The organism is Vibrio sp. DW001, assembly GCF_029016285.1.
Classification (GTDB): Bacteria; Pseudomonadota; Gammaproteobacteria; order Enterobacterales; family Vibrionaceae; genus Vibrio.
In genome coordinates this window covers 3,051,918-3,076,768 of record NZ_CP091975.1, presented here as the reverse complement: position 1 = coordinate 3,076,768, position 24,851 = coordinate 3,051,918, and the positions used below count along the sequence as shown (strand labels likewise).

Sequence of the window (24,851 nt, the reverse complement as noted above, 5' to 3'; positions counted from 1 at the left end):
CCGCTATCAAAAGCAGGCGTTTTCTAAGTAATCAACTTTTTTCTAATCCAATAATGAATTAGAAATCGTAGCGAAGACCTAGTGCGATTTCATCTTCTGCGCCACGCTCGCCAACTGTACCAGTACCTAGTTGGTCATTTTTGTCCAATAGGTTGAAGTTGTAAGAGATGTACGTACGGAAGTTAGGCTTGAAGTAATAGGTTGCATCTACTGCTACGTTGTCAGCTGATGTGTGGCTACCAGTTTCTGCGTTGTTGTATGTAGTCGTGAATACAACTTGATTCATTTTGTATGCAGCAGCGAGTTCGTAACCTGTGTAGTCTTGAACGCCAGAGAAGTTGCTTGAGCCACCATATTGAGCGCCATCAAAATCTTTCTCTCCGTCGGTAAACGTGGTCGCGGCATAGAAAGCGCCAATCTTGTATGATGCAGCAAGCATGTATTCATTGTTTTTATCTTGATCTGCGTAACCAGCACCCAAAGCAAGGCCAGTATCAGCAACACTATAAATAGCAGATAGAGAATAGCCGTCTTGGCCATTGTCTGTATAACCGCCATTTACGTTGTCATCTTGAGAATCAGCAAAGCGATAGCTTGCTTTTACTGCTAAATCAGAAAATGCGCCTTTATAAGAAACCATGTTATCTGCACGGTCCGCTGCGTTTATTTTGTCAGCAGCGCTGTTACCGTGATATGCCATGATATCAGTGAAATCTGTGATGACTCCAAGAGCGCCATCATTTTTACCGTAAGTGATTTCACCAAATGTGCCACCAAATCCAGCGTATGCATAACGGTTAGTTATGCTATCACTATTTGAATCAGTAGAAGCACCGGCATCAGAAGTAACGAATTCACCTTCATAGAAACCAACACCGTAAAAATCGTCGGTGATTTGAGTTTTACCTAAGAAGTTTAAACGTACACGAGATTTGTCATCAGCAGTACCATCTTTAATAGACATACGCGCTTCTGCACGGCCACCTATTTCTAAGCTGTTACCATTTGAACTATATACTGTTGTTCCGTCTATAGAACCAGCTTGCTTGCCGTCAGCTGAAGCAAAAGCGCCTGTTGACAAAGTTGCTGCGGATACTGCTAAAACTAAAATTTTCTTGTTCATGTGGATCATTCCTAATCTGCCAAATTATCTAAGGGGTAAATAATTTTTTGGTTTAAACACGGACTAATACAGCACCCGAAATTGCCTAAACTCTTTGTATAGACTTCAAGGTGTTGTGTTTCCTCGTGAACAATTTGTACAGCGAAAGTTCCGTTATTCGTTAGTAAAATTATATAAAAAACACAATTGAACACTGTTCACTTAACTATAAGTAATTGATTATATAGGATTTATGTTGTCTTTCTGGCAATTTAAAATTATGGGAGTATTGATGTTTTTTAGATTTTTTTAGTTATTGATTTGAAATGAAATGAGTAAAAAAGCACAAAGTTGCTGCTCAGGTTTGTTTTTGTGATACAAAACGTGAATATAGATGATTAATCACTAATCTTTGTTTACACTAATCAAAATCAATTCGTTTCTAAACCCACTCAGCACTTGTTGAGCGGGTTTTTATTGTCCAAAGCTGACTTTGGTCTTAGAGGTTTAAAATGGAAAAAGTCCCAATGACTCTACGTGGTGAAAAAAAACTACGTGAAGAACTAGAAATATTATTAAAACGTCGTCCACTTATATCGGCTGCAATCGCAGAGGCTCGTGAATTAGGTGATTTAAAAGAAAACGCTGAATATCACGCAGCCCGAGAAGAGCAAGGTATCTGTGAGGCTCAAATTAGAGATATTGAATATAAGCTATCAGTAGCTCAAGTTATCGACGTCACTAAAATGGATAATACGGGTAAAATTATCTTCGGTACTACGGTGACCTTAATTGATTTAGATACAGAAGAAGAATCCACGTATCAAATTGTCGGCGAAGATGAAGCGAATATTAAGGCTGGTCGTATTTCTGTAACCTCACCAATCGCACGTGGTCTCATTGGTAAGTTGGAAGGTGATGAAGTGATTATTTCTACCCCTGGTGGAGATAAGGACTACGAAATCGATAAAGTACTATACGTCTAGACGAGTAATGAGTTCGAGATGTAAAAAAGGTCGCTTTAATTGCGACCTTTTTTATTATTCTGTTACAAAATAATTCATTACTTACTTTCTAGGTATCTCAATTTTTCGTTGTTCAGATTGGCGATAAATAACTAAAACTTTACCTATGCCTTGTACTTTTTCGGCCTTAGTTTCACGAATAATTGCATCAATAATGAGTTCTTTGGTGTCTCTATCTTCTGATGCAACTTTAATTTTGATTAATTCGTGGTGATCAAGGGCCAGTTCTATTTCCGCCAGAACAGCCTCGGTCAATCCGTTCGCGCCCATTAGCACAACTGGTTTTAAGTTGTGTGCTAGGCCTTTAAGGTGCTGTTTTTGCTTGGTGCTTAGATTCATTACGCGGCCAATTATGTTAGTAGTTAAAAGTGCTCAAGTTTCAAAAGATTAAAAAATCGCATGATAATTTTTGAAAGTTAAGCGGATTCGGGGTTGAAAAACCGTATTTTAACGCCATCTAATCACGAAGACTAATTTTTCTACCATACTTATTTGGTTATTTGTCGAAATTTACTAGGAATAGAATGAGTAAATCGAAACTTTCAGCAAGTTCTGGACGTTGGCTTAAAGAGCACCTTGATGATAAATATGTCAACGAGGCGAAGAAAAAAGGTTATCGTTCACGTGCTATATTTAAGATTGAAGCGATTCAAGAAAAAGACAAATTGCTTAAACAAGGCATGTCTGTTGTAGACTTGGGTGCAGCTCCAGGAGGATGGTCACAATATGCGACCAAAGTCGTTGGTGATGCAGGCCAAGTAATTGCGTGTGATATTTTGCCAATGGATTCCATTGCCGGAGTGAATTTTTTACAAGGTGACTTTAGAGAAGATGCAGTATTAGAGGCACTATTAGCGAAAATTCAACCGGATATGATTGATGTGGTTATGTCAGACATGGCGCCGAATATGGCGGGAAACTTGTCAGTTGATCAACCAAGAGCTATGTATTTAGTAGAGCTTGCACTTGATATGTGCCGACAGGTTCTTGCTCCTAATGGTAGCTTTGTTGTTAAAGTATTCCAAGGTGAAGGCTTTGACCAATACGTGAAAGATGTACGCGACATGTTTAAAGTCGTGAGAATAAGAAAACCAGACTCATCGAGAGCTCGTTCTCGAGAGGTCTATATAGTAGCCACTGGTTATAAAGGCTAACTAACGCGCTGTAGCTACGGACAACGATCTGTAGTACTCTACTTTTAATTACAATTAGTTATCGAGAGGCTGCCACCTTGAGTGACATGGCAAAAAATTTAATTCTATGGCTGGTAATCGCTGTTGTCTTGATGTCGGTATTCCAGAGTTTTGGACCTAGTGAAAGTAACGGCAGAACGGTGGATTACACCACGTTCGTACAAGAAGTGGGACAAGGCCAAGTTCGTGAAGCAACCTTTAATAATCAAGAAATCGTATTCTATCGTAGCGATAACTCTCGCAACGTTACCTATATGCCTTTCTATGATAATAAGTTGCTTGATGATCTCATAAATCAGAACGTAAAGGTTCAGGGTTCTCCACCTGAAGAGCAGAGTTTGCTTGGTTCTATCTTTATCTCTTGGTTCCCGATGATCCTGCTTATTGGTGTGTGGATATTCTTCATGCGTCAAATGCAAGGCGGCGGTGGCAAAGGCGCGATGTCCTTTGGCAAGAGTAAAGCTCGTATGATGAGCGAAGAGCAAATCAAAACTACATTTGGCGACGTTGCAGGTTGTGACGAAGCCAAGGAAGATGTGAAAGAACTGGTGGACTACTTACGTGATCCAAGTCGATTCCAAAAGCTAGGCGGTAAAATACCAACGGGTGTGTTGTTGGTTGGTCCTCCTGGTACAGGTAAGACGCTCTTGGCAAAAGCTATTGCAGGCGAAGCCAAAGTACCGTTCTTTACTATCTCAGGTTCAGATTTTGTTGAAATGTTTGTTGGTGTTGGTGCATCTCGTGTGCGTGACATGTTTGAACAGGCAAAAAAAGCTGCACCTTGTATCATTTTCATCGATGAAATCGATGCCGTAGGTCGTCAACGTGGCGCAGGTGTTGGTGGTGGACATGATGAACGAGAACAAACACTAAACCAAATGCTTGTTGAGATGGATGGTTTTGAAGGTAATGAAGGTATCATCGTCATTGCAGCAACGAACCGCCCAGATGTACTTGATCCAGCATTATTACGCCCTGGACGTTTTGACCGCCAAGTTATGGTTGGTCTTCCTGACGTACGTGGTCGTGAGCAGATTTTAAAAGTACATATGCGTAAAGTTCCTTTATCTGATGATGTTGAACCTTCGCTTATCGCTCGTGGTACGCCTGGTTTTTCTGGCGCAGATTTAGCCAACCTTGTGAACGAAGCTGCGCTTTTCGCAGCTCGTGGTAACAAGCGTAATGTGTCTATGGTTGAGTTTGAACTCGCGAAAGATAAAATCATGATGGGCGCGGCGCGTCACTCAATGGTTATGTCTGAAGAGTCAAAAGAATCGACGGCTTACCATGAAGCAGGTCACGCAATTGTCGGTCTTTTAGTGCCAGATCATGATCCTGTTTATAAGGTATCTATTATCCCACGCGGTCGTGCACTGGGTGTGACGATGTTCTTACCAGAACAAGATCGTATCAGCATGTCTCGTTTGCAATTAGAATCATCGATTGCGACTCTGTATGGTGGACGTCTCGCGGAAGAGATCATTTACGGTGCGGATAAAGTATCAACAGGTGCTTCAAATGACATTGAACGTGCAACTGATATTGCGCGCAAGATGGTGACTCAATGGGGTTTCTCTGAAAAATTGGGTCCTCTTTTGTACGCAGAAGAAGAAGGTGAAGTATTCCTTGGTCGTAGTGTCACACAGACGAAACACATGTCTGATGATACCGCTAAGTTAATCGATGATGAGATTCGTATCATTATCGATAAGAACTACAAACATGCTCAGAAGATTTTGGAAGAAAATATGGATATCATGCATTCTATGAAAGATGCGTTGATGAAATATGAAACCATTGATGCTGGACAGCTTGATGACTTAATGGCGCGTAAAGACGAAATACGAGAACCTCAAGGTTGGACGACTGACTCTGCAGATCTAGTAAAGAAATCGCGTGATGAAGCAAAAGCAGTGCTGAGTGGAAGTGCGAAGAAAGAAACGTCACCAGAAAAACCGGCAGACGAATCGCCTGAAACGAAAACAGAAGATCAAAGTGATGTTGAGAAAGACGACAAATCTGAGTGATTTCTGAATAAATAAAGCCAAGACCTCGATATAATCGGGGTCTTTTTGTATATTCAATATGCCTAATGATGAAACTAAAATCCAACGACAAAGAGCTTGACCTAGGTATTTCCAAAGTGATGGGGATATTAAATGTGACCCCTGATTCTTTTTCTGACGGTGGAAACTACAACAATATTAACGATGCTTTAGCTCGTGCTGAAAAAATGATCAAGGCGGGTGTCGCTATCATTGATATCGGCGGCGAGTCAACTCGTCCAGGGGCACCTGACGTTACTCTACAAGAAGAGCTCTCAAGAACGATTCCTGTCATTAAGGCAATACGGAAACGTTCAAACATCTGGATCTCAATCGATACGAGTAAAGCTGAGGTGATGCACCAAGCGATAGACGCTGGTGCCGACATTATTAACGATGTCCGTGCGCTGAGCGAGCCTGGAACACTTGAAGTAGCCGCTCAGTTTGATGTGCCTATTTGTCTTATGCATATGCAAGGACAGCCTCGAACGATGCAGTCAAATCCAATATATAGCGATCTTTTTTTAGATATAGAAGATTTTTTGGTGGGCCGAATAGCGGCTTGTGAAAATGCTGGCATTGATAAAAGCAGAATCATTTTAGATCCTGGTTTCGGATTTGGTAAATCGTTACAACATAATTATCAATTACTTGATAAATTAGATAATTTTCACCATTTTGGTTTTCCATTACTCGTTGGTATGTCTAGGAAATCCATGTTGTTTAATGTGCTAAATAAACCACCGTCGGAGACGGTAGCCGCGAGTGTTGCTTGTGCAACCGTCGCGGCATTAAAAGGTGCACAAATTATACGAGTGCATGATTTTGAAGAGACGTTGGATGCATTAAAGGTTGTTCAATGTCTAAATGAATATAAAACTATTTAAGTAGGAAATTCCCTATGTCAGAAAGACGTTATTTTGGTACCGATGGTGTACGTGGCAAAGTTGGTCAGTTCCCGATTACGCCAGATTTTATACTAAAACTAGGTTGGGCAGCTGGACGAGTTCTCGCTAAGCAAGGCACTAAACAGGTTATTATCGGTAAAGACCCTCGAATATCTGGATACATGCTTGAATCGGCATTAGAAGCAGGGCTCGCTGCTGCTGGGTTAAATGCAACGCTAACTGGACCAATGCCTACACCAGCTATCGCGTATCTAACTCAGACTTTTCGTGCTGAAGCGGGCATCGTTATTTCTGCTTCTCATAATCCATATTATGATAATGGCATAAAGTTCTTCTCTTCTGAGGGGATGAAGTTACCTGATGAAGTTGAATTGGCAATTGAAGCTGAATTAGATAAAGCACTTGTCTGTGTGGAGTCTGCCGAACTCGGTAAAGCGGCTCGACTTGTTGATGCCGCAGGACGATATATTGAGTTCTGCAAAAGTACTTTTCCGAAAGATCTTAATTTAACCGCCCTTAAAATCGTTTTGGATTGTGCAAATGGTGCAACGTATCATATTGCACCTTCAGTGTTTAAAGAGTTAGGCGCAGAAATCATAACAATAGGGGTTGAGCCTAACGGTACCAATATTAATGCTGAGGTCGGCGCGACCGATGTCAGAGCGCTTCAGAAACGAGTAGTGGAAGAAAAAGCAGATTTAGGTTTAGCTTTTGATGGTGATGGTGACCGTATCATTATGGTCGATCACGAAGGTAATAAGGTGGATGGTGATCAAATAGCTTATATCATCGCCCGTGATGCCTTGCGACGTGGCGAGTTGAAAGGTGGCGTGGTTGGTACATTAATGACAAACCTTGGCATGGAGAATGGTCTCAAGCAACTAGGTATACCCTTTGTTCGTGCGGCTGTTGGTGATAGATATGTCATGGAGCAACTACAGGAAAAAGGTTGGTCCATTGGTGCCGAAAACTCCGGACATGTCATCTTGCTTGATAAAGTCACCACTGGTGATGCTATTGTTGCTGGGTTACAGGTTTTGGCGTCGTTAATAGGCAGCGAAATGTCACTCAAAGAATTGACGGAAGGTATGACGCTTTATCCTCAAGTGTTGGAGAATGTACGATTTAACGGTAATTCTAATCCATTAGAGGCGTCTGCGGTTATCAATGCGACGAAAGAAGTGGAACAAAAACTAGGTTCAAAAGGGCGAGTCCTTTTAAGAAAATCTGGTACCGAACCGTTAATTCGTGTGATGGTTGAGGGTGAAGACGAAGAACTCGTGACATCGTCTGCGCTAAAGATCGCCGATGCGGTTAGGTCGAGCTTTGACGCTTAATTAACCACTTAGAGTTTAAGTATGAATTTTTACTTGTCAGCCTAATACCAATCCTATAGTATTGCTCGGCCTTCGATACCGGAGGTCGTTAGCTTTGCCTTTAATTATCATAGGCGTTGCTAGTTAGGCAAATAGTAACATAGGTGGAAAAATGACTACTATATTACTTGTGGTTTACCTGTTGGCAGCGGCTGGTGTAATTGGTCTTGTTTTGATTCAACAAGGTAAAGGCGCAGATATGGGAGCATCTTTCGGTGCCGGTGCTTCAAACACAGTGTTTGGTGCTGGTGGTTCAGGAAGTTTCCTAACCCGAATGACTGCAATATGTGCAACTGTATTTTTCGCTGTAGCTCTGATGTTTGGTAACATGGCAACACATCAAACTGAGTCTCAATGGATTGATCCTACACAAGGTCAAATAATCCAAGAAGAAGCTGCAGACGTACCGAGTGAAATTCCCGCTGAAAAAAGTGGCGACGAAATTCCTCAATAAGTAATTGTTTTAAAATGGCAATTGTTATTAATTTATTGATTGTTTTTTGAAAAGCATAAGCTTTAAATGCCGAGATGGTGAAATTGGTAGACACGCTAGCATGAGGTGCTAGTGCCTTAGGGTGTGAGGGTTCAAGTCCCTCTCTCGGCACCATTAATTTAAGATTGATAGTAATGTCAGGATTAGGTTGATGTAACTTGTAAATCAATCTGTTGAGCGTATAATGCTCGACAGTCGGACGCGGGGTGGAGCAGTTTGGTAGCTCGTCGGGCTCATAACCCGAAGGTCGTCGGTTCAAATCCGGCCCCCGCAACCAATACTCACTGAGTCTGATTTATAAGTTTTCATAGTTAATGGCGATTTACAGAGTCACATTAACTATGAACTAAATAATAATTATTTTTGGTTATTGTTTAGTATTATCAGGGTCCAGCAATAATAAACCCCGACTTTTTCGGGGTTTTTTATTATCTGTACTTCGCCAATTGGTCGAAATACAGTGTTATTGCTTGGGGTTTAGATTGGGCTCTGAGCCCTTTTTTTGTTTCTGGAGTGGTTAAATGACTGGTTTAGAAAGGCAACTAACTGAAATGCTTGAGTCTCCTGTAGGAGCGTCGGGTTACGAATTAGTCGGTCTCGAGTTTATTCGCGCAGGCGAACACTCAACTTTACGTATTTATATTGATAGTGAAAACGGCATTAATGTTGATGATTGTGCTGAAGTAAGCCGTCAGGTAAGTGCGGTGCTAGATGTCGAAGATCCAATCTCGGTAGCGTATAGCTTGGAAGTATCTTCTCCTGGCTTGGAGAGACCACTTTTTAAAACAGAGCATTACCAACAATTTATTGGTCACGAGGTCAATATTGTTCTCAAAATGGCTATGGGTAACCGCCGTAAATGGAAAGGTGTTATTCAAGCAGTTGACGGTGAATTGATAACTATCATCGCTGAAGAACAAACGGAAGAATTTGCATTAAGCAATATTTCTAAAGCTAACCTGATCCCTAAATTTTAGTTCTCCTAGAGAGAATTGTTTGAGAGGCTAGATTAATGAACAGAGAAATTTTAGCAGTTGTTGAAGCTGTTTCTAACGAAAAAGCGGTTCCTCGTGAGCGTATTTTTGAAGCGTTAGAAATTGCATTAGCGACAGCCACGAAGAAAAAACACGAACTGGAGATTGAAGTTCGTGTCGAAATTGACCGTAAAACAGGTAATTTTGGTACTTTCCGTCGTTGGATGGCGGTTGCAGAAGTAGAGAGTCCAACTAAAGAGATCTCTATTGAAGCAGCGCAATACGAGGACGAAACAATTGAACTGGGCGATTACATCGAAGATGATATCGAATCCGTTACGTTTGACCGTATTACTACACAAACGGCTAAGCAAGTTATCGTACAGAAAGTACGTGAAGCTGAGCGTGCTCAAGTTGTTGAACAGTTTATCGATAATGAAGGCGAACTGGTTACTGGTGTAGTCAAAAAGGTAAATCGTGAATCAATTATTATTGATTTAGGTAGCAACGCAGAAGCGGTCATCATGCGTGATGACCAACTTCCGCGTGAAAACTTCCGCCCAGGTGATCGTATTCGTGGACTTCTATATTCAGTGCGACCAGAAGCACGTGGATTCCAGTTGTTCATTAGCCGTTCAAAACCTGAGATGTTGACAGAGCTTTTCCGTATTGAAGTGCCAGAAATTGCTGAAGAGTTGATTGAACTTAAGGCAGCTGCACGTGACCCGGGTTCTCGAGCTAAGATCGCAGTGAAGACAAATGATCGCCGCATAGATCCTGTAGGAGCGTGTGTAGGTATGCGTGGCGCTCGTGTTCAAGCCGTATCTAGTGAACTTGGCGGTGAGCGTATCGATATCGTGCTTTGGGATGATAATCCGGCACAATTTGTTATTAACGCAATGGCACCAGCTGATGTTGCATCGATTATTGTTGATGAAGATGCTCACGCAATGGATATCGCTGTTGAAGCCGATAACCTAGCACAAGCGATTGGTCGTAATGGTCAGAATGTGCGTTTAGCTTCTCAACTATCTGGTTGGGAATTGAACGTAATGACGGTCGAAGAGTTGCAGAAGAAGCACCAAGAAGAATCAGTAGCTTCTATCGAAAACTTCATGAAGTATCTTGATATAGAACAAGAGTTCGCAGAGATGCTAGTTGAAGAAGGCTTCTCAACGTTAGAAGAAGTCGCTTACGTACCCGTTAATGAATTATTAGAAGTGGACGGTCTGAATGAAGAGATCGTTGAAGAGTTACGTGGCCGCGCTAAAGATGCGTTAACAACGTTAGCTCTTGCACAAGAAGAGTCATTCGATGGTCTAGAACCAGCAGAGGACCTATTAGGTCTCGAAGGTCTAGAACGTGAATTGGCATTTAAGTTTGCAGCCAAAGGCGTTGCAACACTAGAAGATTTAGCTGAACAAGGCATCGATGACCTAGAAGGTATCGAAGGTCTAACAGAAGAACGAGCAGGCGAATTAATTATGGCTGCGCGTAACATCTGTTGGTTTAGCGACGAAGATTAATTTCAGCAAGGAGGTAGCGCAATGACGCAACTAACAGTTAAAGCACTGAGTGATGAAATCGGTACACCGGTTGATCGCTTGTTAGAACAACTTGCTGATGCCGGTATGAAAAAGACCAGCAACGACAATGTTTCTGATGAGGAGAAGTCACATCTTCTTACTCACCTTAAGAAAGAACACGGTGATACTTCTGGTGAAGCAGAACCAACACGTTTAACTTTACAACGTAAAACGCACAGCACACTAAGTGTTGCTGCGACTGGCGGTAAGAGTAAAGACGTGAAAGTTGAAGTACGTAAAAAACGTACTTACGTTAAACGCAGCGCAGTTGATGAAGAAGCTCAACGCGAAGCAGATGACGCAGCAACACGTGAAGCGGAAGAAGTGGCAAAACGTGAAGCTAAAGAAACGGCTCAACGCGACGCAGAAGAAGCTGCAAAACGTGAAGTAGAAGCTAAAGCTAAGCGTGAAGCGGAAGCGGAAGTAAAAGCGAAACGAGAAGCCGAAACAAAAGCTAAGCGCGAAGCAGAGCAAAAAATGAATCCAGAAGAAAAAGCAAAACAAGACGCGGCTCAAAAAGAAGCAGATAATTTGAGAATTCGTCAAGACGAAGAAGCGAAGAAGAAAGCGGAAGTTATAGCTCTTCAATTACTTGAAGACGCTCGTAAGTTGGCTGAAGACAATCAAGAACGCTGGACGGAAGAAGAGAAGAAGAAGAAGGCTCAGGAAGAGACGACTGACTACCATGTCACTACTTCAACTCACGCTCGTGAAGCCGAAGATGAAGCGGATCGTCAAGCTGCTGCACCTGGTCCTACTAGTCGCCGTAAGCGCAAGAAAAAAGCGCCTGAAAGCAACGAAGCACAAGGTCGCGGTGGTCGTAACCAACGTGGCAGAGGCCGCAAAGGTAAGTTGGCTAAACCTACGTCAATGCAACAACATGGTTTTGATAAATCAGCAACAGTTGCTAAGCAAGATGTTGTGATAGGTGAAACCGTCGTTGTGTCTGAACTGGCGAATAAAATGTCAGTGAAAAGCTCTGAAGTCATCAAAGTGATGATGAAAATGGGTGCAATGGCAACGATTAATCAAGTTATTGACCAAGAAACTGCGGCTCTAGTGGCTGAAGAAATGGGTCATAAAGTGGTTCTACGTAAAGAGAATGAACTTGAAGAAGCGATTCTCTCTGATCGTGATGGAACAGAGCATGCGGTGCCACGTGCACCTGTTGTTACTATCATGGGTCACGTTGACCACGGTAAAACATCAACACTGGATTATATCCGTAAAGCCCACGTTGCATCTGGCGAAGCGGGTGGTATTACACAGCATATTGGTGCTTATCACGTTGAAACCGACAACGGAATGATTACTTTCTTGGATACCCCTGGACACGCCGCGTTTACCGCGATGCGTGCTCGTGGTGCTCAAGCGACGGATATCGTTGTACTTGTTGTTGCTGCAGATGATGGTGTTATGCCTCAAACAGTAGAAGCGATTCAGCATGCTAAAGCGGCTGGCGTACCTCTTATTGTTGCTGTGAATAAGATCGACAAAGAAGGCGCAAACCCAGATAACGTTAAGAATGAGCTTGCTCAATATAATGTTATTCCTGAGGAGTGGGGCGGCGAAAACATGTTTGCTCACATCTCTGCTAAACAAGGAACGAACATTGAAGGTTTATTGGAAACGATTCTTCTTCAATCTGAAGTTCTAGAGCTGACTGCTGTTGCTGATGGTATGGCGTCTGGTGTTGTTGTTGAATCTCGTCTTGATAAAGGGCGCGGCCCAGTTGCAACGGTACTTGTTCAATCAGGTACTTTGAATAAAGGTGATATCTTACTTTGTGGTCAAGAGTATGGCCGTGTTCGTGCAATGCGTGACGAAAATGGGAAAGAAATCACTACAGCAGGTCCGTCAATTCCTGTTGAAGTTATCGGTCTGTCGGGTGTTCCTGCTTCAGGTGATGAAGCCACGGTAGTACGTGATGAGCGTAAAGCACGTGAAGTTGCTAATTATCGTCAAGGTAAATTCCGCGACGTGAAACTTGCACGTCAACAGAAATCGAAATTAGAGAACATGTTCTCTAATATGGAAGCTGGCGAAGTAGCAGAACTTAATGTTGTTCTGAAAGCGGATGTTCAAGGTTCTGTTGAAGCGATATCAGATTCACTACTTAAACTTTCTACTGAAGAAGTAAAAGTGAATGTAGTCGGTTCAGGTGTCGGTGGTATTACAGAAACTGATTCTGTTCTAGCCGCTGCATCTAACGCTATCATCCTAGGTTTCAACGTTCGTGCTGATGCATCTGCACGCCGTATGATTGAAAATGAAAACTTAGACCTTCGTTACTACTCAATCATTTACCAATTGATTGACGAAGTTAAACAAGCGATGGGTGGCATGTTGGCACCAGAATTCAGACAAGAAATCATTGGCCTTGCTGAAGTACGTGAAGTATTTAAGTCTCCTAAACTAGGTGCTATCGCTGGTTGTATGGTTACCGAGGGTGTTATCAAACGTAATGCACCTATCCGTGTTCTACGTGAAAACGTGGTTATATACGAAGGTGAACTAGAATCGCTACGTCGTTTCAAAGATGATGTGCAAGAAGCGAAGAATGGCTACGAATGTGGTATTGGTGTTAAGAACTATAACGATGTTCGCGCTGGTGACCAAATCGAAGTATTCGAAACGATTGAAATAAAGCGTACCCTCGATTAGTCATTATTGGCTAACGTTTTGAAAAACGGTTGTTAAATACACCATGAGGGGCTTTAGCCCCTCATTTTTTCTAAGAGAAAAAATAATGTCAAAAGAATTTAGTCGCACGCAACGCGTGTCGCAACAATTACAAAAAGAACTCGCGCTAATATTACAGCGTGAAGTTCGAGACTCCCGCATTGGTATGGTTACTATCTCTGACGTGGAAGTCTCTCGAGATCTTGCTTATGCAAAAGTGTTCGTTACCTTCTTATGTGTTGGCGAGCAAACACCAGAGAAAAGTCTTGCTGCGTTGAAAGAACATGAAGTTAATGTGCGCATGATTTTAGGGAAGCGCATTCGCTTAAGATTGACGCCAGAAGTACGTTTTACCTACGATAATACGCTTGTGGAAGGCATGCGAATGTCTAACCTAGTGAGTGAAATAATCAGTGATGACAAACGTCGTGCTCATGAATCTGGCCGTGATGAAAGTGTTGTTCATGATGAGAGTGGTCTTAACGAGGAAAAAGAGTAATGGGTCGCAGAGGTCGTCGTAAAGGTCGCCCTGTAGATGGCGTTATATTGCTGGATAAGCCAGCTGGAATTACTTCTAATGACACACTTCAGAAAGTAAAAAGAATCTACTTTGCAGAAAAGGCAGGGCATACTGGCGCGCTCGATCCGTTAGCGACTGGCATGTTACCAATCTGTTTTGGGGAAGCAACTAAGTTCTCCCAATTTCTACTTGAATCGGATAAACGCTATCGTGTTGTCGCTAAACTTGGTGAAAGAACCAATACATCTGATTCAGATGGCGAGGTGGTTCAGACCCGTGATGTGAAAGTCGACCGTGGACAGCTCGAACGTTGTATTGCAAAATTTCGTGGCGAAACCGATCAGATCCCATCAATGTTTTCAGCTCTGAAGCATCAGGGCAAGCCGTTATACGAATACGCGAGAGAAGGCATCGAAGTTCCGAGAGAATCACGGAAAATCACTGTATATTCTATTGAGCTTCTGAACTTTGAAGGTACGGAAGTCGAAATGGAAGTGCACTGTTCTAAAGGGACATACATCAGAACGATTGTTGATGATTTAGGTGAAATGTTGAGCTGTGGCGCTCATGTTACTTATCTTCGTCGAACAGGTGTATCGAACTACCCATATGAAAATATGGTGACATTAGAGCAGTTAGAAGCATTATTAGAGAAAGCGCGCGAAGAAGATATTGCCCCTCGCGAATTGCTTGATCCACTCTTGATGCCTATGGACTCAGCGGTACAAGATTTACCAGAAGTCAATTTGATTCCAGATCTAACTCATATGGTTCAGCATGGCCAACCCGTACAAGTATTTGGTGCGCCAACTGACGGTATAGTAAGAATGACCAGTGGAGAGGAAAGACTATTTATTGGCATCGGCGAGATAGACGATGATGGTAGAGTCGCACCAAAGAGATTGGTTGTTTTTCGAGATGAAGAACTTTAGGTTCTAGATTTGGCGTATGTAGGGTTGTTACGTAAATATCGCTTGCGGTTAGATGCGTAGCAAAGTAATATGCGCGCTCATCGTGTCAGCTGAATCAGAGATTGGCGGCACACTTTATTAATTTAACTCTTATTTAGGAGAGATTATGTCTCTGAACGCAGAAACAAAAGCAGCTATCGTAGCCGATTATGCACAAGGCGAAGGCGATACAGGTTCACCAGAAGTACAAGTAGCTCTACTTACTGCTTCTATCAACCACCTTCAAGGTCACTTTGCTAACCACAAACATGATCACCATAGTCGTCGCGGTCTTTTACGTATGGTTTCAAGCCGTCGTAAACTTCTAGACTACTTGAAAGGTAAGAATCTAGATCGTTACCAAAGTCTTATCAAACGTCTAGGCCTACGTCGCTAAGAACAGTTTGTAAAAAAAGAGGCTATTTATAGCCTCTTTTTTTTTATCAGAAATATTCCTCGCTTCCATCTGCACATATCAACGTTTTTCATCTATAATACTGCCCAACTAAGCTTAGCTTAGCCAATCTGCACTTTATCTAGTATTACAGTCAGCGTAGCCGGCCTTAAGGTCGCGACTAATGAAAATTTTCTATTAAGATACTTTTCATTAGTCGCGATTGGTAATACAGAAAGGTGTATTCACTATGTGATTCTAATTACTTAGAATCCAGTTATATGAAAGGAAATATAATGTTCGCGAATCCTATCGTAAAAACATTCCAGTATGGTAACCATACTGTTACTTTAGAAACAGGCGTAATAGCACGTCAAGCAACGTCTGCTGTTATGGTAACAATGGACGATACTGCTGTATTAGTATCCGTTGTTGGTAAAAAAGTAGCGGTTGAAGGTCAAAGCTTCTTCCCTCTTACTGTTAACTACCAAGAGCGTACATACGCCGCTGGTAAAATTCCAGGTGGTTTCTTCAAACGTGAAGGTCGCCCATCAGAAGGCGAGACATTGACAGCGCGTCTAATCGACCGTCCAATTCGTCCTCTATTCCCAGATGAATTCAAAAACGAAGTTCAAGTTATCGCAACCGTTGTTTCTGTAAATCCAGATGTCCAACCTGATATTGTAACGATGATTGGTACTTCAGCGGCTCTTTCTATCTCTGGGATTCCATTTAATGGCCCTATTGGTTCTGCTCGTGTTGGTCATATCGATGGTCAACTTGTGCTTAACCCAAGCAATACTGAGCTAGAAACATCTAAGTTAGATCTTGTTGTTGCTGGTACTGATGGTGCCGTGCTTATGGTTGAATCAGAAGCGGACAATCTATCAGAAGAAGAAATGCTATCTGCGGTAGTATTTGGTCATGATCAACAACAAGTTGTTATATCTGCAATAAAAGAGTTTGCTGCAGAAGTAGCAACGCCTTCATGGGATTGGGTTGCACCAACAGTGGATGCAGATCTTAAAGCGAAAATTGCTGAGTTAGCTGAAGTTCGTTTGACCGAAGCTTACCAAATCACAGAAAAAATGGCTCGTTATGAGCAAGTTGGCGAAATTAAGTCAGACGTTGTTACCGCGCTTTCGGCTGAAAATGCAGAGCTAGACGTGAACGAAGTGAAAAAAATGCTTGGTTCTTTAGAGAAAAACGTAGTTCGTGGTCGCATCATTGCGGGTAGCCCTCGTATTGATGGACGTGAAAAAGATATGGTTCGTGCACTTGATGTACGTACTGGCGTTCTTCCTCGTACTCACGGTTCTTCACTATTTACTCGTGGCGAAACTCAGGCATTGGTAACCGCGACTCTTGGTACACAACGTGACGCTCAAATCATTGATGAACTAACTGGTGAGAAGAAGTCACACTTCCTTCTACACTATAACTTCCCTCCATTCTGTGTAGGCGAAACTGGTTTTGTTGGTTCACCTAAGCGTCGTGAAATTGGTCACGGTAAGCTTGCAAAACGCGGTATCCAAGCGGTTATGCCTTCAGCTGAAGAATTCCCGTACACGGTTCGTGTAGTATCTGAAATCACAGAATCTAACGGTTCTTCTTCAATGGCTTCTGTATGTGGTACCTCTCTAGCACTAATGGATGCTGGTGTTCCTATTAAAGCGTCTGTTGCGGGTATTGCAATGGGTCTAGTTAAAGAAGGCGACGACTTTGTTGTTCTTTCTGACATCCTTGGTGATGAAGATCACTTAGGAGATATGGACTTTAAAGTAGCGGGTACTAATGAAGGTATCACTGCACTTCAGATGGATATCAAAATTGAGGGTATCACTAAAGAGATAATGCAAATTGCGCTTAACCAAGCTCAAGGTGCTCGTAAGCACATCCTTTCTGTAATGGATGAAGCTATCTCTGGTGCTCGTGATGATATCTCTGAGTTTGCACCTCGTATCCACCAGTTGAAGATCAGCACTGACAAGATTCGTGACGTTATCGGTAAAGGTGGCGCTGTTATTCGTGCACTTTGTGAAGAAACGGGTACAACTATCGAAATAGAAGATGACGGTACTGTTAAAATCGCTGCAACGTCTGGTGAGCAAGCTGAAGATGCGATTAATCGTATTAAAGAATTAACCGCTGAAGTTGAAGTTGGCACTATTTACATTGGTAAAGTTGCTCGTTTAGCTGACTTCGGTGCGTTTGTTACTATTCTTCCGGGTAAAGACGGTTTAGTACACATTTCTCAAATCGCTGACAAGCGTGTTGAGAAGGTGACTGATTACCTAAGTGAAGGACAAGAAGTTAAAGTTAAAGTACTAGAAATTGACCGCCAAGGTCGTGTACGTCTAAGTATGAAAGAAGCACAAGATAAACCTGCTGAAGAAGCACAAGCACCAGAAGCTGAATAAGCTCTGTAGCTGCGTTAGCTAAGCTTCTTTATTGTGGATAGAGTAAATCCTGAGAGATGATGGCTTTCCTAGCGTATATAGCGTAAAGCGTGTTATAAAAGGGGGAACATGATTGTTCCCCCTTTTCTTTTGCTGCTATAAAATGGTTATGCGGAAATTGTGGATCATAAAAGGAGATAGGCGTCTGTGAAATGGTTTCAAATAGCAAGTCTGGGATTCTTGATAATACTTTCGGGTTGTGCCACTAACCCGAGTAATAATTCAAACCAGTGGGTTTATCCACCAATGGCTGTGCCGTTACAAGCGAGTATTCAGCAAGAAGTGCAGATAGCAAGGCTAAATCAATTATTAAAACGTCCAGACTTAGAAAACGCCGTTAGGGCGAAGATGTTTTATGAACGAGGAAGTTATTATGACAGCGTCGGCCTACGCGATTTAGCCCGTCTAGATTTCAATAAATCACTGAGCATCAATCCTGCTCAACCAGATATTTTCAATTTACTCGGTGTTTATTTTACTCAAGTAGGTGAATACGACGCCGCGTATGAAGCATTTGATTCGACATTAGAACTCGACCCCTCGAATGAATATGCGGAACGCAATATGGCGATAGCCCTTTATTATGGTGACCGTATCGATCTCTCATACCAAGAGATGCAAGCACATTATTCGGATAATCCAGAAGACCCCTTTAGGGCGCTGTGGCTCTATATAATTGAGCGTGAAATAGACGCAGCCAAAGCGGAAGAAAATTTAAGAGCACGTTATTCAGATAAGAGCCAAGAGTGGGGTTGGGTATTGGTTGGTATCATGCTGAATGAAGTAGGCGAAGAACAGGCTTTTAAAGCCGTTTTAAATGGGACGAGAGATAACGTTATGCTGGCGCAGCGTTTGACCGAAACCTATTTCTATTTAGGTAAACGCTACCAGTTCTCTGGACAATATGCTGATGCTATCGCCCTCTATAAGCTCGCACTGTCGTTTAATGTTTATGAATACGTAGAACATCGCTATTCTTTCTTAGAACTAGGACGTATCTATGATGACGTAAGGGCCTTACAAGAAGAAGCACAAAAAGAGAATGCGATTGAAAATGGATTGACGGTAGAAAAATAATCTATTGAGAATATTGCCTCGCTCAACTTAACTTAATAAAAAACGCTAGATGAAGATCTGGCGTTTTTTTCTTGTAAATTATTCTATCTGCACTAATATAGTTAGCCTTGCTAACCATGTTGGGTTTTTTGTATGTCTTTTCAAACCTGCTTAATCGATCTTGAACGTTTCATGTCAAAAGAGTGGCGTGTGCACGCGAAAGATGATCCTCTATCATCCCTAAGTTTCAACGAATTTGATTACTTAAAGGTTATTCAGTACTCAAGCGAACCTATTCGTATCACTGATTTAGCTTCCGAGATGATGGTAACCAAGCCTTCTGCTTCAAATATGGTGGTTAGACTGGAAAGAAAGGCACTAGTGCGTAGAATTTCTTGCCCTGAAGATGCAAGAGCGAAAAGAGTCGTCTTAACCGATAAAGCGATTGAAGGTCTATCGACTGAAGATAGTGTTCTTCAAATTATTACAGAAAAACTTGAAAACAAAGTGTCAGAGCAAGAGTTTAAACAACTCGTAAAAATCTTATCTAAGATGCTCAAGTAATATTGAAAAAATTTTAATTAATTAGTTAGCTTAGCTAACAGAGTGGCAAGAAATGGAACAATCCATCTACAAACAGTTTTGGAAATATACTATACCCACGGTTGCCGCAATGTTGGTCAACGGACTTTATCAGATCGTTGACGGGATATTTATCGGTCGTTATATAGGCGCGGATGGGCTTGCAGGAATAAACGTCGTTTGGCCGGTGATTGGTTCAGTACTAGGTATCGGTATGATGATCGGCGTCGGTACTGGTGCCATCTTGTCTATCAATAGTGGTGCGGGAAGTGACAAGAAGGCAAAGGGCACGGTAAGTACAGGGCTCGCTCTTATATTGATGGTTTTCCCATTCATCGCATTGGTTCTATGGCAATATTCTGATGCCTTATTACTGGCTCAAGGTATTGGAGGAATCGTATTCGAATTAGGGCAACAGTACCTAAAAGTTCTGATATTAGGTAGTTTGTTTTCGTTAGGTTCAATAGCGGTACCATTTCTATTGCGTAACGATGGAAGCCCTAATTTCGCTACTTTTTTAATGGTACTAGGCGCGCTCATCAATATAGGATTTGACTATCTTTTTATTGCCATACTAGGTTGGGGGTTAAAAGGGGCTGCGATAGCGACCTTGTTGGCACAAAGTGTGGTGACGACATTGGGTGTTGGGTATTTCTTTAGTCGGTACGCTAAAGTGAGGATATCGGTATCCAATTTCACAGTCCACTATGGGTATATACCTCAGATACTCTCGATAGGTGCATCGAGTATGTTCATGTATATGTATGGTTCTGTGATGGTTGCCGTACACAATTGGATGTTCATACAGTATGGATCAGTTTTGACTATTGGTGCCTACGCGGTGCTAGGTTCTATCTTCACTATGTATTATTTGACCGTTGAAGGTATTGCCAATGGTATGCAGCCATTAGTGAGTTTCAATTATGGCGCAAACAATTTGGAGGCGGTACGCAAGCTGTTTTCTATCGCTTGTTGGGCATCAGTATTGATAGGTATCGGTTTTGTCGTTGCCATGAACCTCTACCCTGAACACGTTGTAGGGATATTTAACGATGATGACCCTGAACTGATGAAACAGGCTGTTATGGGGATACGGCTGCATATGTTTGCTATTTTCTTAGATGGTTTTATTGTCGTGGTGGCCGCTTATTACCAAGCGATTGGGGATAGTAAGAAGGCAATGTTTACAACGGTTGGAAATATGTTGGTTCAATTACCATTTTTATATGTGTTGCCGACCTTGTTCGGTCTCACAGGAGTATGGTTGGCCTACCCGATATCGAATATTGTCTTAAGTGTTGTATTGGTTTTGATGCTGAAGAAAAATAAGGGACGAAAAATCGCCCCTTAGTACTAGGTTTTTTCTAAACCAGCTAATTGATGCCAGTAGCCATTACACTGAAAATCCCCTAGCTGTTCTGGATTAGAGCCGTCTTCATTTTGACGAAATTGGTCCACCTTATCGAAGGTTTCTACATTCAATGGGCTTAGTCGGACAACGTCAACTAAGCCTTTCATGCCTTTTAAATCGTTGATCAAATTGTAACAGTAGCCAGACTGTGTCTGTACACCATTAAGATTAAATAAAGATTGGCCCTCTTGGCTATTTACTTGCAAGCCTGTGGGGTACTTGATACAGCAAGTTTCGCATTCATCTTTGGGTTTGTTCTCCGCTCGAGCGGTAAAGCAGCGAGCAGAATAAGCCAATGGCAGATAACCATGACTAAAAACTTCTGTTTCAAACTGATGTTTGATACCAAGAGCTTCGCATTGCAGGAGAACTTGCTGCAACCATTCTTTAGACAGTTCGACTGGCATGCACCAGCGTGTCATCCCTTTTTTAAGAAAAAGATTGAGCGTTTGTGCATTGTAGGCATTTACAGCAGGACCAACAATAAATGGGACATTATGCTCGTGCGCTAATTGGATAGCGGAAACGTCATTCGCTTCAATGGCAAACTCACCATTATCGATATACTTTTTCATAACGTTAACTTCACTAGGTGCTTCTAATAACGCCATAGTGGACAAAACGACTTGTTTACCACTGGAAGAGAGATCCTTAGCATTACTTAACCAATCTTTGGTTTTCATTAATCGCCGTTTTGAACATACGGCTTCGCCAAGATAGATGATATCAGCACTCGAATTCTTCGCTTTTTCATAAAAGCTTTCGACATCTTGTTTTGGCCAGAAGTAGAGTAGGGGGCCAAGAGCGTATTTCAATTCGTTGGACATACTTATCTCCGGCTATTGCCATTTACGGTGGTAAGCACCGAGCGTTGTTTGAGTACCTTCAGAAACATTGTCCAGTGCGGCATTCCATGCATCTTCCACATGATATGAATCTGGGTCTGCTTTGTATCGATCGATCGCACTTCGCCATGTTCGAGTGACCTGTTCGACATAGGCGGGACTTCGTTGGCGACCTTCTATCTTGACCGAAGAAACGTTTGCAGCGAATAGTTCAGGTAACAGAGATAAGGTGTTTAAACTGGTCGGTTCTTCTAACGCATGGTACCGCTTATCTTTTCCATTTAAGTTGACATCAAATCGACCTTTACATAGCGTTGGATAACCGGCATTTTCACCTTCGGCATAGCGATCAATTAATATCTCATTAAGACGAGATTCTAGACCACCATCTGTTTCTTGCCAGCGAACATACTTGGCTGGAGAACAGGCACCAACAGTATTAGGTGATTCCCCTGTCATGTAAGAAGATAGATAACAACGACCCTCTGCCATTATGCATAGGCTACCAAAAGCAAAAACTTCGAGCTCTACACCTTGAGGGATATTGAGTGAAAGTTGTTTTACTTGATGGATAGATAATACTCGAGGTAATACAACGCGTTTAATATTGAAATTTTGTTTATAGAATTTGACGGCCGCTACATTGGTAGCAGAGGCTTGGACAGAGAGGTGTAATTCTAATTCTGGGTAAGTGGTAGCTGCATATTCTAAAATCGCTACGTCTGCAACGATAAGGGCATCAACACCCATTGCTGCTGCGTTATCTACCGCTTTAGTCCAACGTTCAAATCCATCTGGATGAGCAAATGTGTTCAGGGCTACATGAAGCTTTCTTTCGTGGTCGCGAATATACTGTACGGCTCTTTCCAGTTTTTTACCGGTAAAATTTAGACCAGCGAAGTGTCTTGCGTTTGTATCATCTTTAAACCCAATATATACAGCGTCCGCACCACAGTCGACTGCGGTTTTAAGTGCAGGTAAATTACCTGCGGGGCATAGTAGTTCCATCAGAGCCAACCAGTTGTTCTTTAGGGTTGTATTTTATGGACTATATCTTAAGACAATTTTGATATAAGGCAGGTTTGTATAACTCTGCCTTTAGAAATGTGCACGAATGTATAAAAATTGGTCTGATATTGCTAGTTTTTGTGTCTTCGGTTTTGCGCCAATAGTTCTTCAATATCATGTTTTGGTTGCGGTCTATAAAAATGGAAACCTTGAATAGTATGACAGTTCAAGTTTGAAAGTAGTGTGGCTTGTTGCCTTGTTTCGACACCTTCAGCTACGACAGTTAGGTTTAAGGACCGTCCTAAATTGATGATATTTTCAATAACGGTTACCTGTTTCGGTAACTTATCGATGTCATTTATAAACGCGCGGTCTATCTTGAGTTCGTCAATAGGAAATCGAGCCAAATATGACAATGAAGAATAACCGGTTCCAAAGTCATCAATGGAAAGCGCAAAGCCTAAATTTTTAATAGCTTTAAGCATTTGAAGTGTGTGCTCACTGTCGCTCATTACTGCACTTTCTGTTAATTCAAATGTGATACAGCTTGGGTCCAATTCCGTTGTACGCAGTTGTTTCTCCATATAATCAATTAACTTGGGGTTACCAAATTGCTCAGGAGAAAGGTTTATAGCGACACGGCCAGGTAGTATCCCTTGTATTTTCCAACGTTTAACCGTAGCAAATACTTCGCGCATAACAACCCGGCCTAAATGTTCGATTAATCCCGCTTTTTCAGCGACAGGAATAAAGGCGGCGGGGCTTATATAACCTTCAATTGGATGTTTCCAGCGAATAAGTGCTTCAGCACCGTTAATGCTAAAGTCTCTCGCATTAACTTGAGGTTGATACCAGACTTCTAAACCATTTTGCTGCAATGCTTTCTGAAGTTCGATTTCTAGCCATAAGCGCATGCGCGCCTCTTTATTCATTTGGTCATGGTACTTGACTAGACGGTTGCGGCCCCTATTCTTGGCTTCATACATTGCCGTATCTGCATTTTGCAATAATACACGAGCATCATTCGCATCACCTGGGAACATTACACTACCAATTGAACAAGCTAATCGCTTACTAAAGTGATGAAGGTCAAAGGGCTGATTTATAAGAGAAATAATTTTTTCAGCGAGAGATTCAGTAACTCGGTTATGTTCCGGTTCGGGCAAAACAATGCCGAACTCATCGCCACCTAAATGCCCTAATATAGCTTGTGAAGGGAGCAACCTTTGTAGTCTCGAAGAGACCTCTTTGATGACTTTATCGCCAATGTGGTGGCCCAAAGAGTCATTGATGTTTTTGAAATTATCGATATCAAGGTAGAGCATAACCAGTGGAATATCGTTATCAATAAAATGTTCGAGACGTCTTGTAAAACCGTAGCGATTGTAGAGTTTAGTCAGCGAATCATAATGAGAGTCGTGTCGGTCGTCTGTTGAACCTGAATGATTAGCTTCCGCATCTTCAACTACAATTATTATAGATTCACTACCTAAGATTGTGGTTTCTGCTGCACTCAAGCGAACTTTTCGTTCAACACCACATCGTGCACTAGTTAAACACACAATGGGTTCGTTTAGTAATTGAGTAGTGAACGTGTCACTAAATACAGTTTTAGCGTTTTCATCTAAGAATAAGCGGCTTATTTGTTCGCCCAATAAATCATCGACTTCCGAAAATCCTAACAAACGTAAGGCGATAGAGTTAGTCGAGATAATTGTGTTACCTTCAACCAGAATTAAGCCGTCTGGTAATAAGTCAGATAACGTAGAAAACTTAAGCTCTGACTCAGCTAAAGAGCGAGCAAGGATTTGCTTTTCTGAGGTATCACTCGCGTGGAACGAAATAAAATCAACGTTACCTTCGATAACGACCGGCGAGACACTAAAGTGCAAGCTAGTGTCGTGGTCTTCGTCATTTAAGGTGATTTCGGTTTCTATGCTTTCGCCGTCAAACGCACGTTCATAAAAAGGTTTAAGTGTTTGGTAAAATCGATCACCTAACACCTTAGTGTCATCCAACCCCTCAAGTTCTGTTTTTGATAGGCCTGCAATCTCACAATAGCGTTCATTGACGCTAACGTAGTGATGCTCCTTATCCAAAATAGCAAAGAGGAATGGACTGGCATCAGTGAGTTTTGAAAACCAGTGCTGTAACTGCTTTGTTGGCATTAATTTTCTACCGCTCTATATTAAGCAATTGAATGAATATGATTCATTATGTTTAAGATTATTATTTACTATAA

The 24,851-nt window shown here is 41.9% G+C and carries 21 protein-coding genes and 2 tRNA genes; 18 read left to right on the top strand and 5 right to left on the bottom strand.

Going from position 1 to position 24,851, the window contains the following annotated elements; genetic code table 11:
- Positions 1 to 58: 58 nt before the first annotated feature.
- Positions 59 to 1,123 carry a porin gene (locus L3V77_RS14055; protein ID WP_275134702.1) on the bottom strand — a complete coding sequence of 355 codons (1,065 nt, stop codon included), beginning with the start codon at positions 1,121 to 1,123 and terminating at the stop codon, positions 59 to 61.
- Positions 1,124 to 1,614: 491 nt separating this feature from the next.
- Between L3V77_RS14055 and greA the strand changes: the two genes are divergently transcribed.
- Entirely contained in the window at positions 1,615 to 2,088 is a 474-nt protein-coding gene (greA, locus tag L3V77_RS14050) for a transcription elongation factor GreA (RefSeq protein ID WP_195704211.1), read from the top strand.
- Positions 2,089 to 2,169: 81 nt separating this feature from the next.
- Here greA and yhbY read toward each other — a convergent pair whose 3' ends face one another.
- The gene (gene yhbY / locus L3V77_RS14045; protein ID WP_195704210.1) at positions 2,170 to 2,466 is read right to left on the bottom strand and encodes a ribosome assembly RNA-binding protein YhbY; all 297 of its coding nucleotides are present in this window, start codon (positions 2,464 to 2,466) and stop codon (positions 2,170 to 2,172) included.
- A gap of 185 nt (positions 2,467 to 2,651) precedes the next feature.
- Here yhbY and rlmE point away from each other — a divergent pair, with 185 nt between their 5' ends.
- The 17 genes from rlmE (at position 2,652) to L3V77_RS13960 (ending at position 20,696) form a co-directional block, all read left to right on the top strand.
- Positions 2,652 to 3,281, top strand: coding sequence for a 23S rRNA (uridine(2552)-2'-O)-methyltransferase RlmE (gene rlmE, locus L3V77_RS14040; protein WP_275134701.1), 630 nt, complete (start codon positions 2,652 to 2,654; stop codon positions 3,279 to 3,281).
- A gap of 86 nt (positions 3,282 to 3,367) precedes the next feature.
- Positions 3,368 to 5,347 (top strand): ATP-dependent zinc metalloprotease FtsH, encoded by a 1,980-nt coding sequence (gene ftsH, locus L3V77_RS14035; RefSeq protein WP_275134700.1) that lies wholly within the window; start codon positions 3,368 to 3,370, stop codon positions 5,345 to 5,347.
- Between the two features lie 68 nt (positions 5,348 to 5,415).
- Positions 5,416 to 6,252 (top strand): dihydropteroate synthase, encoded by an 837-nt coding sequence (gene folP / locus L3V77_RS14030; RefSeq protein ID WP_275136780.1) that lies wholly within the window; start codon positions 5,416 to 5,418, stop codon positions 6,250 to 6,252.
- Between the two features lie 14 nt (positions 6,253 to 6,266).
- The gene (glmM, locus tag L3V77_RS14025; RefSeq protein ID WP_275134699.1) at positions 6,267 to 7,610 is read left to right on the top strand and encodes a phosphoglucosamine mutase; all 1,344 of its coding nucleotides are present in this window, start codon (positions 6,267 to 6,269) and stop codon (positions 7,608 to 7,610) included.
- Positions 7,611 to 7,761: 151 nt separating this feature from the next.
- On the top strand, positions 7,762 to 8,103 hold the full coding sequence (gene secG, locus L3V77_RS14020) for a preprotein translocase subunit SecG (protein WP_195704206.1): 342 nt from the start codon (positions 7,762 to 7,764) through the stop codon (positions 8,101 to 8,103).
- 68 nt (positions 8,104 to 8,171) lie between these two features.
- A tRNA-Leu gene (locus L3V77_RS14015) sits at positions 8,172 to 8,256 on the top strand.
- An 86-nt stretch (positions 8,257 to 8,342) separates the two neighbouring features.
- A tRNA-Met gene (locus tag L3V77_RS14010) sits at positions 8,343 to 8,419 on the top strand.
- A gap of 244 nt (positions 8,420 to 8,663) precedes the next feature.
- Positions 8,664 to 9,119: a ribosome maturation factor RimP gene (rimP, locus tag L3V77_RS14005; RefSeq protein WP_275134698.1), complete on the top strand. Its 456-nt coding sequence runs from the start codon at positions 8,664 to 8,666 to the stop codon at positions 9,117 to 9,119.
- A 35-nt stretch (positions 9,120 to 9,154) separates the two neighbouring features.
- Positions 9,155 to 10,642: a transcription termination factor NusA gene (gene nusA, locus L3V77_RS14000; protein ID WP_195704204.1), complete on the top strand. Its 1,488-nt coding sequence runs from the start codon at positions 9,155 to 9,157 to the stop codon at positions 10,640 to 10,642.
- Between the two features lie 21 nt (positions 10,643 to 10,663).
- Complete coding sequence (gene infB / locus L3V77_RS13995) at positions 10,664 to 13,366, top strand: translation initiation factor IF-2 (RefSeq protein WP_275134697.1); 2,703 nt, start codon at positions 10,664 to 10,666, stop codon at positions 13,364 to 13,366.
- 85 nt (positions 13,367 to 13,451) lie between these two features.
- Positions 13,452 to 13,883 carry a 30S ribosome-binding factor RbfA gene (rbfA, locus tag L3V77_RS13990; RefSeq protein WP_275134696.1) on the top strand — a complete coding sequence of 144 codons (432 nt, stop codon included), beginning with the start codon at positions 13,452 to 13,454 and terminating at the stop codon, positions 13,881 to 13,883.
- The gene (truB, locus tag L3V77_RS13985) at positions 13,883 to 14,836 is read left to right on the top strand and encodes a tRNA pseudouridine(55) synthase TruB (protein ID WP_275134695.1); all 954 of its coding nucleotides are present in this window, start codon (positions 13,883 to 13,885) and stop codon (positions 14,834 to 14,836) included. Before rbfA ends, truB begins: the two co-directional genes overlap by 1 nt.
- 145 nt (positions 14,837 to 14,981) lie before the next feature.
- Entirely contained in the window at positions 14,982 to 15,251 is a 270-nt protein-coding gene (gene rpsO, locus L3V77_RS13980; protein ID WP_275134694.1) for a 30S ribosomal protein S15, read from the top strand.
- A gap of 293 nt (positions 15,252 to 15,544) precedes the next feature.
- Positions 15,545 to 17,668 carry a polyribonucleotide nucleotidyltransferase gene (gene pnp / locus L3V77_RS13975; RefSeq protein ID WP_275134693.1) on the top strand — a complete coding sequence of 708 codons (2,124 nt, stop codon included), beginning with the start codon at positions 15,545 to 15,547 and terminating at the stop codon, positions 17,666 to 17,668.
- Positions 17,669 to 17,854: 186 nt separating this feature from the next.
- Positions 17,855 to 18,784 (top strand): lipoprotein NlpI, encoded by a 930-nt coding sequence (gene nlpI, locus L3V77_RS13970; RefSeq protein ID WP_275134692.1) that lies wholly within the window; start codon positions 17,855 to 17,857, stop codon positions 18,782 to 18,784.
- 132 nt (positions 18,785 to 18,916) lie between these two features.
- Entirely contained in the window at positions 18,917 to 19,327 is a 411-nt protein-coding gene (locus L3V77_RS13965) for a MarR family transcriptional regulator (protein ID WP_275134691.1), read from the top strand.
- 52 nt (positions 19,328 to 19,379) lie between these two features.
- Complete coding sequence (locus L3V77_RS13960; protein ID WP_275134690.1) at positions 19,380 to 20,696, top strand: MATE family efflux transporter; 1,317 nt, start codon at positions 19,380 to 19,382, stop codon at positions 20,694 to 20,696.
- Positions 20,697 to 20,698: 2 nt separating this feature from the next.
- Here L3V77_RS13960 and L3V77_RS13955 read toward each other — a convergent pair whose 3' ends face one another.
- From L3V77_RS13955 to L3V77_RS13945, 3 genes are all read right to left on the bottom strand, one after another.
- Positions 20,699 to 21,571 (bottom strand): U32 family peptidase, encoded by an 873-nt coding sequence (locus L3V77_RS13955; protein WP_275136779.1) that lies wholly within the window; start codon positions 21,569 to 21,571, stop codon positions 20,699 to 20,701.
- Between the two features lie 24 nt (positions 21,572 to 21,595).
- The gene (locus tag L3V77_RS13950; protein WP_275134689.1) at positions 21,596 to 22,609 is read right to left on the bottom strand and encodes a peptidase U32 family protein; all 1,014 of its coding nucleotides are present in this window, start codon (positions 22,607 to 22,609) and stop codon (positions 21,596 to 21,598) included.
- A gap of 131 nt (positions 22,610 to 22,740) precedes the next feature.
- A complete protein-coding gene (locus tag L3V77_RS13945) occupies positions 22,741 to 24,777 on the bottom strand; it encodes an EAL domain-containing protein (protein ID WP_275134688.1) in 2,037 nt (678 codons plus the stop codon).
- Between the last annotated feature and the right edge of the window lie 74 nt (positions 24,778 to 24,851).